13 protein-coding genes are annotated in these 14,001 nt (G+C 59.2%); 8 read left to right on the top strand and 5 right to left on the bottom strand.

Annotated elements, in window-relative coordinates; all coding sequences use genetic code 11:
• Positions 1-130 precede the first annotated feature (130 nt).
• Complete coding sequence (locus GBC55_RS14435) at positions 131-1,831, top strand: TrkA C-terminal domain-containing protein (RefSeq protein ID WP_162438019.1); 1,701 nt, start codon at positions 131-133, stop codon at positions 1,829-1,831.
• Between the two features lie 17 nt (positions 1,832-1,848).
• Here GBC55_RS14435 and GBC55_RS14430 read toward each other — a convergent pair whose 3' ends face one another.
• The 3 genes from GBC55_RS14430 to arcD all read right to left on the bottom strand — a co-directional run bounded on the left by GBC55_RS14430 (position 1,849) and on the right by arcD (position 4,702).
• A complete protein-coding gene (locus GBC55_RS14430; RefSeq protein ID WP_162438018.1) occupies positions 1,849-2,808 on the bottom strand; it encodes an HlyD family secretion protein in 960 nt (319 codons plus the stop codon).
• A 3-nt stretch (positions 2,809-2,811) separates the two neighbouring features.
• Entirely contained in the window at positions 2,812-3,183 is a 372-nt protein-coding gene (locus GBC55_RS14425) for a DUF3302 domain-containing protein (protein WP_162438017.1), read from the bottom strand.
• Positions 3,184-3,274: 91 nt separating this feature from the next.
• Entirely contained in the window at positions 3,275-4,702 is a 1,428-nt protein-coding gene (arcD, locus tag GBC55_RS14420) for an arginine-ornithine antiporter (protein ID WP_162438016.1), read from the bottom strand.
• 399 nt (positions 4,703-5,101) lie between these two features.
• Here arcD and arcA point away from each other — a divergent pair, with 399 nt between their 5' ends.
• From arcA to GBC55_RS14400, 4 genes are all read left to right on the top strand, one after another.
• Complete coding sequence (arcA, locus tag GBC55_RS14415) at positions 5,102-6,358, top strand: arginine deiminase (RefSeq protein ID WP_162438015.1); 1,257 nt, start codon at positions 5,102-5,104, stop codon at positions 6,356-6,358.
• Positions 6,359-6,426: 68 nt separating this feature from the next.
• The gene (locus GBC55_RS14410; protein ID WP_162438014.1) at positions 6,427-7,437 is read left to right on the top strand and encodes an ornithine carbamoyltransferase; all 1,011 of its coding nucleotides are present in this window, start codon (positions 6,427-6,429) and stop codon (positions 7,435-7,437) included.
• A gap of 136 nt (positions 7,438-7,573) precedes the next feature.
• Positions 7,574-8,503 carry a carbamate kinase gene (gene arcC / locus GBC55_RS14405; protein WP_162438013.1) on the top strand — a complete coding sequence of 310 codons (930 nt, stop codon included), beginning with the start codon at positions 7,574-7,576 and terminating at the stop codon, positions 8,501-8,503.
• 12 nt (positions 8,504-8,515) lie between these two features.
• Complete coding sequence (locus GBC55_RS14400; RefSeq protein WP_162438012.1) at positions 8,516-8,878, top strand: DUF5064 family protein; 363 nt, start codon at positions 8,516-8,518, stop codon at positions 8,876-8,878.
• A gap of 100 nt (positions 8,879-8,978) precedes the next feature.
• On the opposite strand, the gene GBC55_RS14395 is transcribed toward GBC55_RS14400, so the two are convergent.
• Complete coding sequence (locus tag GBC55_RS14395; RefSeq protein ID WP_162438011.1) at positions 8,979-10,190, bottom strand: type II toxin-antitoxin system HipA family toxin; 1,212 nt, start codon at positions 10,188-10,190, stop codon at positions 8,979-8,981.
• Positions 10,190-10,534: a helix-turn-helix domain-containing protein gene (locus tag GBC55_RS14390; protein WP_162438010.1), complete on the bottom strand. Its 345-nt coding sequence runs from the start codon at positions 10,532-10,534 to the stop codon at positions 10,190-10,192. The genes GBC55_RS14395 and GBC55_RS14390 overlap by 1 nt, the downstream gene beginning before the upstream one ends.
• A 379-nt stretch (positions 10,535-10,913) precedes the next feature.
• Between GBC55_RS14390 and GBC55_RS14385 the strand changes: the two genes are divergently transcribed.
• The 3 genes from GBC55_RS14385 to GBC55_RS14375 form a co-directional block, all read left to right on the top strand.
• The gene (locus tag GBC55_RS14385; protein ID WP_247266912.1) at positions 10,914-11,516 is read left to right on the top strand and encodes an MliC family protein; all 603 of its coding nucleotides are present in this window, start codon (positions 10,914-10,916) and stop codon (positions 11,514-11,516) included.
• A gap of 63 nt (positions 11,517-11,579) precedes the next feature.
• Positions 11,580-13,121: a TolC family protein gene (locus GBC55_RS14380; protein WP_162438009.1), complete on the top strand. Its 1,542-nt coding sequence runs from the start codon at positions 11,580-11,582 to the stop codon at positions 13,119-13,121.
• Positions 13,114-14,001: HlyD family secretion protein (locus GBC55_RS14375; protein ID WP_247266909.1), on the top strand; the 888-nt coding region annotated here is incomplete at its 3' end. The genes GBC55_RS14380 and GBC55_RS14375, both read left to right, overlap by 8 nt.

Raw genomic sequence — 14,001 nt, 5'->3', positions numbered from 1 at the left:
AGAAGAGCTTCCAGCGAGCACAATCCCCTCGCCACTCGCCTGTTCCATATTGAGGAACTGGCGCCGCTCACCCAACTCCCGACCCAACTGCACAGCGATCCATTGAAGGACCGCCCAAGGAGATCGATACGTGCAAGCACTCTTCACGTTTCTCAATGCCAACCCTTACATGCTGTTATTCGGGGTGGTCAGCCTGGCGGTGCTGGTCGGGCGCATCACAATCAAGGGCTATGGATTAGGCATGGTTGCCGGCGCCATCCTGGTCGGATGCGCGGTGGCCATTGCAGGTTCCCTGTATGGCGTCACCTTCAAGATCGACACGTTCACCATGAACCTTTTCTACTACCTGTTCATGTACGGCGTTGGCCTGCGGGTAGGTCCCTCGTTCCTCAATAGCCTCAGGGGCGACGGGCTGAAGTTCACTCTGCTGGCAGTCATCTGCAGTGTGCTGAGCCTGCTGGTGGTCGTGGCCGGTACGAAGCTGTTCCAGTTACCGATCGGCGCCGCCGGCGGCATTCTTGCGGGGGCCACCACCATGTCCTCGGCCATCGGCTCGGCTGAGCAGGCGGTGGCCTCGGGCGCCATCCAGCTCCCGCCTGGCACTACGGCTGCGGACGTCTCGGCAATGATTACCCTGTGCTACGGCATCACCTATTTGTGGGGCACGATCGGCATCGTGCTGATGTGCAAATACATGCCTCGCTGGTGGGGCGTCGATGCCAAGGCAGCGGCGCGTCGCTATGAAGCCGAACACGGAATTCTTCAAGTCGACGACATGGGCCTGACCGGATATGTGGCTTTCGGCTTGCGCGCCTACCGCCTGGAGAATCCCGCAACAGCCGGCCTGACCATCAACGAGTTTCGCGCTCGCTTCCCTGAGTACCGCGTTGTCAATGTGTGCCGTGCAGATGAATCCATCGGGGCCGATCCACTGATTGAGTTGCAAATTGGAGACGTCATCGCCCTGGGCGGCTCGCACAAGGACCTCACTGCCAACATCGGGGTCATCGGCCCGGAAGTCCATGACCCCAAGGCATTAGGCGTGCAACTGGATCAGGCGGAGATTCTGGTCACCGAGAAAGCGGTCATCGGCAGGAAGCTTGTGGAATTCCGAGGAGAAAGCCTCGCCGGCCAGCTGCAACTGACTCGCCTCGAGCGCGGGGGCGTCCCTCTGCCGATCGGCCCGGAAACCCAATTGCAGCGTCGCGATGTGTTATTTGTCACCGGCCTGACCAGCGCCGTGCGGCAGGCTGGCAAACTGTTCGGCGTCATCGCCCGCCCCAGCACCGTGACCGACTTGTTGACCTTGTTCGTCGGCATGACCCTGGGCCTGTTGATCGGCCTTATCCAGTTCCCGGCCTTTGGCGCTGCCGTAGGCCTGGGTAACGCCGGCGGCCTGATGGTGTCAGGGATCATCGTTTCATCGCTGTCCTCACGCTTGCGTTTTTTCGGCAACACGCCCAACGCGGCACGGAACATCCTCGAAGACATGGGCCTGCTGGTGTTCGTCGCCATCGTCGGGGTCAATGCCGGCGCAACCCTGTTGAGCCAGCTCACGGGCACCCTCGCCGTACAGATCTTCGCCGTGGGTTTCGTCGTCTGCCTGCTGCCACCCTTTGCGGTGTGGGTCGTCGGCTATCACCTGATGAAGATCAATCCGGCCGTCTTGATGGGCGGCATGGCGGGTGCTCGCAGCCACTCCGGCCCTTGCAGCGAGGCGGCTGCAGAGATTGGCAGCAGTGTGCCGTGGGTGGGGTTCCCGGTGGCGTTCGCCGTGTCGGGCATCCTGCTCACCGTCTTCGGTTACTTCGCCATGCTCCTTGCCGCCTGAAAGATCAAGCACGGACATCAATGAAACGGGAAGATGTAGTTCATCCAGGCCGACATGCGCAGCAGGATCTTGCGCATCATTGCGATGTGGTGGAAGTGTTGGCTATAGAGTGCCGCCTGCCCATAGGCGCCACCCGGCATCAGGCTGCGGTAAGGGGCAAATTCGGGATCTGTTATTTCGATGATGACCGGAACCCGGCCCGGGGGAGGCGAGCCGGTAAAGCTGATCAGCGTGCCCGAAGGCTGCACCTGCCCCTCCGCAATGACGGAGATGACGCTCTTGACCCTGCCCTGGAACACCTTGCCGGGAATGCCGTCGAAGGCAACTTCGGCTTCATCGCCGGGTGACAGTCGCAGCAAGCTGTTTTGCCGCATCCACGCAGCGAAGTACTGCCCCTCCTCCGGAATGAATACCATCGAGGGGCGCAAGGGCAGCCTGCTTGCCATCATGCCGGGACGCAGGGAAACATGCGTCACGAAGCCTTTGCTCGGCGCGCGAACGGTGGTGTTGTCGAGTTCGAACTGCGCATTGTCCAATTGCGCCTGCAAATCATCGGTTCTGGCGATGGCCGTATCGAGCTCGCGCTGGGTACCGAAATTGCGCTTCATCAACTCAGTGATCCGAAAACGATCGCCTTTCGCCGCGACCAGTTGAGCCTTGACGGATTTCAACCGGGCCTCAAAGGGTGTGGGATCGATGCGAAACAGTACATCGCCCTTCTCCAGTGGCTGGTTGGTCTGAACCGGAACATCGATCACCTGGCCACTGATCACGGGAATCACTGGCACAGAGACAAAATAAGAGCGCGCAACTTCAGAGTACGGATGGTTGTAGTTCATCGTGAAGATCAACGCGCCGATCATAATGATCCCGCCCAGTACGGCCGTGGGAACCGTCCATTTGTTCAGCGGTATGCGGAAAATCTTGAACAGCGCGACGCAAAAGGCGGCGTAGGTCAGGATGAGCAGTAGATCCATGGTTCAAATCCCCCCGCCAAGATTGTCCGGCGTGGGAATGACCCGCGACCTTCCTGCTGACGACTCCAGTTGCTCAACGCGTTGTTGCAGTTCGGCGACCTGTTGCTCCAGATGCACGACGTGGCTTTGTGGTGACTTCCCGTCACCGAAACCCCAGCCCCGATCCTCGCGATACGCCATCGCCCAGATCCACAGAAATGGCCACAAGGCGTGCAAGGTAAACAGACTGACCCAGCCTGTGGCATGGATCGCGTCCTGATGAGGATGATTACGGTGTTTAGCAATATCGTAAGGGATGTCATGCAGCACGATGATCCCGTAGAACAACACAAGCCCCACGAATATCAAAATGCCGAGAGCAAAGTAATCGAGCATGGTTGCCTCCCTTGCGATGTGTCAGTCGACAGAGTGTAGACCAGGCTTGCAGACAACAACGCCGCACCAAAAATGGCGTGTAAGCGCCCCGTCACAGCGTCAGTAGACGACTGTAAAGACCATAGGCCGCCACCCCGGCACCGATGATCACGAGGGTAAATACTGCCTTCTCGATCGGGGTGAACAACGGCTGTTTTTGCTCATGTCTGGCCAAGGCAAACAGAATCACCCCCGGTGCATAAAGCAACGCCGAGAGCAGCAAATACTTCAACCCGCCGGCGTACAGCAACCACACCGCATACCCCAAGGCGATGCCGCCGATCAACAAGTCCTTGATTCGTTCTGCCGGTGCGTTTTCGTAGGTTTCACCTCGGCTGCTCAACAACACGGCATAAGCCGCCGACCACAGGTACGGCACTAGAATCATTGATGAAGCCAGGTAGATCAGCTTGGTATAGGTGCCGGCGGAAATCAGCGTGATCAGCAGGAATAGTTGAATCATCACGTTGGTCATCCACAACGCGTTGACCGGCACGTGGTTGGCATTTTCCTTGGTCAGGAACGCCGGCATGGTCTTGTCTTTCGCCGTGGAAAAGAGGATTTCGGCACACAGCAATGCCCACGACAACAAGGCGCCCAACAGTGAAATCACCAGGCCAACGCTGATCAGCACCGCCCCCCACGGGCCAACAATATGTTCCAGGACCGCGGCCAGCGACGGGTTCTGCAAGGTGGCCAGTTCCGGCTGGGCCATGATCCCGAGCGACAGCAGGTTGACCAGCACCAACAACGCCAACACCCCGAGAAAACCAATGACTGTCGCCCGGCCCACGTCCTCCCGTTTTTCCGCCCGGGCCGAATAGACGCTGGCGCCTTCGATGCCGATAAACACGAACACCGTGACCAGCATCATGTGGCGCACCTGATCCATCACGCTGCCAAAACTCGGGTTGCTCCGCCCCCAGATGTCACGGGTAAAGATATCGGCCTTGAAAGCTACGGCGGCAATCACGACGAACATGATCAGCGGCACAATCTTGGCCACGGTGGTCACCAGGTTGATGAACGCCGCCTCTTTGATCCCGCGCATCACCAGAAAATGCACGGTCCACAACAGCACCGATGCGCTGGCGATGGCCGTGGGTGTGTTGCCCTGGCCAAAGACGGGAAATAGAAAACCCAGGGTGCTGAACAGCAGAATGAAATAGCCGACATTGCCCAGCCAGGCACTCATCCAGTAACCCCAGGCGGACGAGAAACCCATGTAGTCGCCGAACCCTGCCTTGGCGTAGGCATACACTCCGGCATTCAGTTCCGGTTTGCGATTGGCCAGGGTCTGGAAAACGAAAGCCAGCGTCAGCATGCCCACCGCCGTGATCGCCCAGCCGATGATCACAGCCCCCACTTCAGCGCGCTCTGCCATGTTCTGTGGCAAGGAAAAGATCCCACCGCCGATCATCGACCCCACTACCAAGGCAATCAATGCACTAAGTCGCAGTTTTTGCACCGGTTGTGGCATTGCTGTTCCTCCCTGCCCAGCGCAACTACCGAGCGTGACCATTACGCGACTTAATTAAGTTAATGCATAAAGTCAAAACCTGCTTGTCCGATCAACGTAATTACTTTTCTTTTATAACCATCCACTCTAGTGCGACAACTCAGAAATAGCGTTTATGCCTGTAATACGCCGTCGAGCGGCATGTTGAAAGTACTGGTGACTTACAAAGCACAAAAAACAAACCAGCGACTAAGCTTCGTCGGCTACGCTTGAATTTTGCTTTAACCCATGGGTGAGTACGGCACTTCACTGCAATGACGTTTTGCCACCCGGCAACATAAAAGTCTTTAGAACAACAATGAAATATGGCTGAGCATTGACCACGACAGGTGTTTTTTTGTTATCCGGAGGATCACGGAAATGACCGCGGAAAAAACGAAATACGGCGTCCATTCTGAAGCGGGAAAACTGAGAAAAGTTATGGTGTGTTCCCCTGGCCTTGCGCACCAGCGGTTGACCCCTAACAACTGCGACGAATTGCTGTTCGATGATGTGCTGTGGGTGGCGCAGGCCAAGCGCGATCACTTTGATTTCGTCACCAAAATGCGCGAACGCAATATCAACGTGCTGGAAATGCACAACCTGCTGACCGACACCGTTGCCATCCCCGAAGCCCTCGACTGGATTCTGCAGCGCAAGATCACCGCCAACTCGGTGGGCGTGGGTCTGATCAATGAAGTGGGCTCCTGGTTGCGCAGCCTGGAGCCGCGCAAGACCGCCGAGTTCCTGATCGGCGGTGTGTCGGCGGATGACCTGCCGACCACGTTCGGCGGCAAAACCATCGAGATGTTCCGCGAGTTCCTCGGCCGCTCCAGCTTCATACTGCCGCCCCTGCCCAACACTCAGTTCACCCGCGACACCACCTGCTGGATCTACGGTGGCGTGACATTGAACCCGATGTACTGGCCGGCACGCCGCCAGGAAACCCTGTTGACCACCGCCATCTACAAATTCCACCCCGAATTCACCAACGCCGATTTCCAGATCTGGTACGGCGATCCGGACCAGGAGCACGGCAACTCCACCCTCGAGGGCGGTGATGTGATGCCGATCGGTAACGGCGTCGTGCTGATTGGCATGGGCGAACGCACGTCCCGTCAGGCCATCGGCCAACTGGCGGTGAACCTGTTCAAGCACAAAGCCGTTGAAAAAGTGATCGTCGCTGGCTTGCCAAAGTCCCGCGCCGCGATGCACCTGGATACCGTATTCAGTTTCTGCGACCGCGATGTAGTGACCATCTTCCCCGAAGTGGTGAACCAGATTGTCGCCTTTACCCTGCGCCCCGACGAGAGCAAATCCGGCGGCATCGATATTCATCTGGAAGAAGCCAGCTTTCTCGACACCGTCGCCGCCGCGCTGAATCTCAAGTCCCTGCGCGTGGTTGAAACCGGCGGCAACAGCTTTGCCGCCGAACGCGAGCAATGGGACGACGGCAATAACGTGGTTGCCGTGGAGCCGGGCGTGGTCATTGGCTACGACCGCAATACCTACACCAACACCCTGCTGCGCAAGGCCGGTGTGGAAGTCATCACCATCAGCGCCGGAGAACTCGGACGCGGACGTGGCGGCGGCCATTGCATGACCTGCCCGATTATCCGCGACCCGATCGACTACTAACCTGATAAACCTTGGTGCGAGCTTGTCGGGCGTCGCCAAGGGGATTACCCGACTCGAGGAGATCCAAAATGGCTTTCAACATTCACAACCGCAACCTGCTGAGCCTGGAACACCACACGCCCAGAGAATTGCGCTACCTGCTCGACCTGTCCCGCGACCTCAAGCGTGCCAAGTACACCGGGACCGAGCAGCAGCATCTCAAGGGCAACAACATCGCGCTGATCTTTGAAAAGACCTCGACCCGCACCCGTTGCGCCTTCGAAGTTGCCGCCTATGACCAGGGCGCCAACGTCACCTACATCGATCCGAACTCCTCGCAAATCGGCCACAAGGAAAGCATGAAGGATACCGCCCGGGTGCTCGGACGCATGTACGACGCTATCGAGTACCGTGGTTTCAAACAGGAGATTGTCGAGGAACTGGCCAAGTTTGCCGGCGTGCCCGTGTTCAACGGCCTGACCGATGAATACCACCCGACGCAGATGATCGCCGATGTGCTGACCATGCGCGAACACGCCGACAAACCGATCCACGAGATCAGCTACGCCTACCTGGGCGATGCCCGCAACAACATGGGTAACTCGTTGCTGCTGATCGGCGCCAAACTGGGCATGGACGTGCGGATCTGCGCGCCGAAAGCGCTGTGGCCGGCAGACGATCTGGTGGCTCGCTGCAAACAATACGGTGAAGAAAGCGGTGCGCGTATCACCCTCACCGAAGACCCGAAAGCGGCAGTCAAGGACGTCGATTTCATCCACACCGACGTTTGGGTGTCGATGGGCGAACCGGTCGAAGCCTGGGCCGAGCGCATCCAGCAATTGCTGCCGTATCAAGTCAACGCCGAACTCATGAAAGCCACCGGCAACCCGCGCACGAAATTCATGCACTGCCTGCCGGCCTTCCACAACTGCGACACCAAGGTTGGCAAACAGATTGCCGAGCAGTATCCGCACCTGAGCAACGGCATCGAAGTCACCGACGACGTGTTCGAGTCCCCGGCCTGCATCGCCTTCGAGCAAGCGGAGAATCGCATGCACACGATCAAGGCGATTCTGGTGTCGACCCTCGCGGATCTCTAACGGCCGGCTCGGCTCCTTGTGGGAGCTGACTTGCCAGCGATGGCCGCACCTCGGTGTTTCAGAGACACCGCGCTGATGCCATCGCTGGCAAGCCAGCTCCCACAGGCCCGCTTTCTCTTCTAGAAGGACATGCACCATGCTTATCGTCGTTGCCCTGGGCGGTAACGCCCTGCTCCGTCGGGGCGAGCCCATGACCGCTGACAATCAGCGCGCCAACATCCGGATCGCCACCGAGCAGATCGCCAAGATCCATCCCGGCAATCAACTGGTCATTGCCCACGGCAACGGCCCCCAAGTCGGCCTGCTGTCGTTGCAGGCAGCCGCTTACACCTCGGTATCGCCTTACCCGCTGGACGTACTCGGCGCAGAAACCGAAGGCATGATCGGCTACATCATCGAGCAGGAACTGGGCAACCTGCTGGATTTCGAAGTGCCGTTTGCCACGTTGCTGACCCAGGTCGAAGTGGACGCCAACGACCCGGCTTTCAAGAACCCCACCAAACCCATCGGCCCGGTCTACACCAAGGACGAGGCGGAAAAACTCGCTGCCGAGAAAGGCTGGGCCATTGCCCCTGACGGCGATAAATACCGGCGAGTGGTCGCCAGTCCCAAACCCAAACGCATCTTCGAAATCCGCCCGATCAAATGGTTACTGGAAAAAAGCAGCATCGTGATCTGCGCCGGGGGTGGCGGCATTCCGACGATGTACACCTCACCCGGCAAACTGGAAGGCGTCGAAGCGGTGATCGATAAAGACCTGTGTTCGGCGCTGCTGGCCGAACAGCTTGACGCCGATCTGCTGGTGATCGCCACTGACGTCAGCGCTGCATTTATCGACTTCGGCAAACCGACGCAGAAAAGCATCGCCCAGGCGCACCCGGACGACATAGAGAAACTCGGCTTCGCTGCCGGTTCCATGGGACCGAAAGTGCAGGCAGCCTGCGAATTCGCGCGCCATACTGGAAAAGTCGCGGTGATCGGCTCACTGTCGGACATTGAAGCGATCGTCCAGGGCACAGCCGGCACGCGTATCAGCACGGCGACACCGGGCATTACCTACTTATAAGGAGAGACGTCCATGGCAACGTTTGAGCAAGGTCACTTGCACATCGAGCGACACGCGCTGAACAAGGAGGATGTCAGCTACAACCTGTGCATCGACTATGAACTCGCAACGGATCCCAAGGAGGGCAAGGGCATGCAGTTCACTATGCACGGCACCATTCAGGGCAAGGAAATGACTGAGACGTTTTTTCTGCCCAAGGATCAGGCCTACAACTTCGCCAGCAACGTCACGAAAATTGCGGAGAAGTACGGTATTCCGAAGGACAAAAGCAGCATTGCTTCGATCCACAAGCCCTACGACGAAATGTTCGAAGACGTGCGTTCTCAGTTGGATATGAAATCGGGTGACTCCGTCGACATTGAGCGCCTGGAGTAAGCCCGTACTGAATCGAGGCCATTTATCGAGAGCGCACGGGGAAGACCGCGTGCGCCCTTCTCCCTCAATGATCAATGACGGCTGACTCGGGGGGAGCAAGTTACCGCATTCGCGCTGCGCTCACCGTATCCCGAACCCTCTCCAGCTCCTCGCCGCGCACCCACCGCGAGTAATAGTCTTGCAGCTCTTCTTCCCAGCCGATGACCTCGTCCAGCACGTGTTCCGCGTGGTCGCGGGTCAGCGCAAAGTGTGTGTGATGGCTGAGCAGGTTGGCGCGATTGATCTGATTACCGTCGCGGCCAACGGCCATCGAAAGGGTCTGCGCAGGCCCCTCATCGACAATCGGCAACACGTCGTACATCGGCGAGAGCCGCCATTGTCCGGCAAGCCAGATGATCGAGTGGTTACGCGGATGGTCGTCGCTGTTACCCACCAAGGCGTTGTAGCACATGCGTTTGAACAGCTCGTGCAGATCGCCATCCGGGACACCGCGCCGGCGCATTTCATCGGCCACTGCCGCATAACGCCAGTCGCGGTGGTACTGCTCGTTCCACTCCGAGTCGAGCAAGGTGAGCGCACTGAGCATCGGGATGCGCCTGGCGCCGTCGGCCAACGGTGTACGGTCGAAACGCTCGATCAACAGGGTCGAGGGCGTTTCGGCGTGCAGCGCAGTCTTGGCGACGTTCATTCCCTTCGAGGCGGCAAACGTCATGCAGGCGTATTCGATCGAGGGGAAATCGTACTGATCGAACCGGTCTCGCGGCTTGGCCAGAATCAACATCCCGTTATCCTGCAACGTGCGCTTGGGTCGCGCACCGCCCAGCGCAGAACGCTGGTGGCGGATGTTGAGCATCGCGACCGACTGATCGTCCAGTTGGCCGTCATACACCGCTTCGCACGCTTCAATGAATTTCGCCAACCCTTTCAGCGTGGGTACCGGACCGTCGCCCAGACCGGGTGCGGGAACCGTCGCTGTCCCGGCCAGCAGGTTGCCGACGCGGTCGTTGTTGGGGGACTTGAGCAGAAACTCGATCGGCGCCAGCACTTGACCGAACGCGCGCTGGAGCAAGCGCTCGCCCCACCCGTCCGGCATGGCATCGTTGATAAACCCGGGTATGCCGCGGTTCTTGGTAATGCCCTTGTAGGCTTCGGCGCGCAACGGATAGTTGACCGGATCCGGAACCCAGCCACCTCGCTCTACATAGTCAGGGGCATAAATGAATTCGCCAGACTTCCCCTGCAGTGTCAGCCTGCCAAGGGTCAGCATCTCTGCGGTGTCCGGGTGCTCCATGTAGATGTAGGCACGGGACATCAGAAGTCCTCCGCTTTGGGTTTCGGCAACCGCACGCGCTTGGAGGCGATGCTCTGGTAGGCGTCCTCATCCGTCACGTAACGGGCGACCTGCGAAGTGGTTTCGATGCCTTCCAGCGAGTGGAATACGGTCTCGTTGATGCCCAGGCGCCACAGGACGAGCATGAACGATCGCAGGTCGACCAGCGCCGATCCGTTCTCGATTTTGCGCAGCGTGTGTTCGGAAATGCCCAGGCTCGCCTTGAAGTCAGCTTGGCGCAGGCCCAATGCCAGACGTCTCGATTTGACCAATAGGCCTATTTTGCTGAGCGTATCGGCGCAGGACACCGGAAAAAATTCGTTCATAAAGCGCACCACGATGAGCGTTATCTATCTTAAGGCTAACCATACCACGCATTATCAGACTGAACACGTGCGGTTAATATTAACGGTGATAGCCATTAAATAGAATAAGACTCACCGTCGTTGGTGTTATCAGCTTAAACAGACGACTAAAGTGGTGGCCATTCTGCAAGCCGTCCAGCACCTGCACGTTGGCTTTTCACATCTGTGGCTACTATACAATTCTGCGCCAGCAACCTTCCTGCCATGCAAAGAGCAACCTCGATGACAGGACGGCTGGAATACGTGGCTCACCCTGGTGGTACCGATTTCCAATCAACCTGGATCGATCATGAAAATGCTTACGGGCAAGTGCACAGGTTATTTTGTCATCTGTGCGGCGATGGTCACCGGTTCGAGTGCGGCGACTTCTGCGCCGATGTTCAAGACCAGTTTCGACTGCGCCACAGCAACAGCGCCGGTTGAAAAGTTGATCTGCCGCGATGCTCAGCTGGCGCGGATGGACCTGGAATTGAATCGTCTGTATCGCCTGGCGCTGACGGACGAGCGTTCGGTTCCGCCTCCCGAAAAGGTCATCACCGATCAGCAATTCTGGACCCTGTTACGCAATCAGTGTGCGAGCGAGGCAAATCCCAAAGCCTGCGCCGTGGGTCGTTATGCCGAACGCGCCTACCAGTTGCGCCAGGGCTCGGCCATTGTCAGAACCCGCGACCCCGACAGGCTCACCGAGGGCCCCTTCGCCTTCAAATGTGCCGGGTTGAATGTGTTGATCTCCGCCACTTTCTTCAACGCCGATCCCGGCGTTGTCTACCTCCGGTGGGCGAGCACCTCGATGACCCTGAGTCAGGAACCCGGTGGCTCGGGGATTCGATACAGCGGCAAGGACGGCACGGGTTTTTACAGTTTCTGGCAAAGCGCCGATGACGTGCTATTCCAAAAGCCGGGAGCCGGGCAAATGAGCTGTAAAGCGGAGCCGATTGGGTAACACCGGACGAGGCGCGAATGGACGTCTATGCTCCCTTGGAATCCGGCCGCTGGAAAACATTCGATGCAAGCAAAAAGCCCCCTGCTGATTCGTCCGGAACATGTCCTGTGGGTCGGTGCTTTAGCGCTGGGTGGCTGCGTGCAGTTGGGCCCCAATTTCCAGTCGCCGGCTGAGCCGTGGGTCGATCACTGGAGCTCTGCGGCTATCGAGCAATCCAGCCAGCGGGGACCGAACCCGGATATCCGTCAGTGGTGGCACGTGTTCAATGATCCGCTGCTCGACCAGTTGATTGCCGAATCCGATGCGCACAACTCAGACCTGAAAATCGCCGGATTGCGGGTGATGCAAGCCCGCGCCCAGTTGGGCATTGCCCAGAGCGGGCGCTATCCGCAACTGCAGCAGGCCAGCGCCGACAGCCTGTACGTCAATCGCCGGCAATCGGGTGGCAATAATCCGCAGGACAACCATTTCTGGCAGCACAGCGCCGGCTTCGATGTCGGTTGGGAACTGGATTTTTGGGGGCGCTTCAGTCGTGCCATCGAATCTTCCGACGCCAGCTACTTCGCCGCACAAGCCAACTATGAAGACGTGCTCGTATTGCTGCGGGCACAAGTGGCCGACACCTACTATTCGCTGCGTACCACCGAAGCCCGTCTGCGCGTCGCCCAAGCCAACGCGAGCCAGCAAAAGCGCAATTTTGAAATCACCGAAAAACTGTTCAAGAGCGGGCAGAACGCCGAGCTCGACCTGCAACAAGCCAAGTCCCAGTACCTTGGCACGCTGAGCACCATTCCCGGTTTCGAAGACCAGCTCGCGCGAACCCGCAACGCCCTGGCCGTCCTGATCGGGCGTCCTCCCGGCGCGCTGCCGCCACTGGCGAACCATGAAGGCCTGATCCCCCTGGTCGACCGTGCGGTGCTCCAGGATGTCCCGGCCAGCCTGTTGCTGCGCCGGCCCGATGTACGTGCAGCCGAGCTTGACGTCGCCGCGCAGTCAGCCCTGATCGGCGTGGCTGAAACCGACTTCTACCCTTCGCTGACCTTGCTCGGCAGTATCGTCTGGTCGGCTGACACCTTGAGCGGGACGTCGCGAAGCCTGGACCTGGTGGGGGGGCCCAGCCTGCGCTGGAACCTGTTCGACCATGGCCAGATCAGCAACAACGTACGGCTCCAGGATGCGCGATTGCAGGAACTGATCGAGGCTTACCGCGACAAGGTTCGCCAGGCCGCGCGGGAGGCCGATGATGCTGCCGTCGGCCTGATCAAATCCCTGGAACGCGAGCAGATCCTGAGCCAGGCAGAAACCGCTGCCAAGCGGTCTCTGGTGCTGGCCAGCTCGCAATACCGCGAAGGGTATTCCGACTTCCAGCGCGTGCTGGATGCGCAACGCGCATTGCTCGAACAACAGGACAATTACCTGGTCAGCCGCAGCAATGCCGTGAGCAACGTGATTGCCCTCTACAAGGCCCTGGGCGGTGGCTGGTACAGCGCTCTCCCAAGGGTCGACGACGCCACCCGTCAACAGATGAAACAACGCACGGACTGGGGCGACTTGCTCGATGAGCCCGCGCCTGCGCAACCGGAAAAGGTGAATAATCATGAGTGAAGCGCCCGCGCCCTCCCCCGAGATTGCCAAACCGCCTGCCGATCCGGCAAAAAAAGGCATCAAGTGGGTCCTGCTGCTGATCATCCTGAGCCTCGCCTGGTACCTGTTGGCGGATCGCTTCACGCCCTATACCCAACAGGCACGCGTGGGCGCCTTTGTGATTCCGGTGGCTTCCGAAGTGGCGGGCCGGGTGATTCGGGTCAACGTGCGCAACAATCAGGACGTCAAGGCCGGTGATGTGCTGTTCGAAGTCGACCCGCAGCCCTATCAGATAGCTGCCGACCGCGCCCGTGCGGACCTTGAATCGACCCGCCGCCAAGTCGGCGCCAGCACCGCCGGGATTGCCGCCGCGCAAGCCAACCTGCGTGCCGCCCAGGCCAATGAGCTCAAGGCTCGTCAGGAGAATCAGCGTCTTGAAGGCTTGTATCGCGATGACCCTGGCACCATCTCGGTACGCCTGCTCGAGGTCTCAAGGGCCGATCGTGAAAAAGCCGTCAGCCAGGTAGCCGCCGCACGGGCCGAAGTTCAACGGGCGCGCGAACAGGAAGGTGGCAATGAACAAGACAACGCCTTGCTGCGCAGCGCCGCCACAGCGCTGGCCAAGGCCGAGCTCGACCAGGCCAACACGCAAATTCGCGCACGCTCCAATGGACTGGTCACCGATTTGCGCACCGACGTCGGGCAGTTCGCGGCGGCCGGCGCGCCAGTGATGACCCTGATCGCCATCCACGACGTGTGGATCAGCGCGGACATGACCGAGAACAACCTCGGCCTGCTCAAACCCGATACACCGGTCTCGATCGTGCTGGATGCCTTGCCGGGCGAGGTCTTCGAGGGTCGGGTGCGCAGTGTCGGCTCCGGCGTCAGCGTCGGCCAAACG

The organism is Pseudomonas sp. TNT3 (assembly GCF_010095445.2).
Lineage (GTDB): Bacteria > Pseudomonadota > Gammaproteobacteria > Pseudomonadales > Pseudomonadaceae > Aquipseudomonas.
The sequence above is the reverse complement of the archived record's forward strand: the minus strand, read 5'-3'. Positions and strand labels throughout refer to the sequence as shown.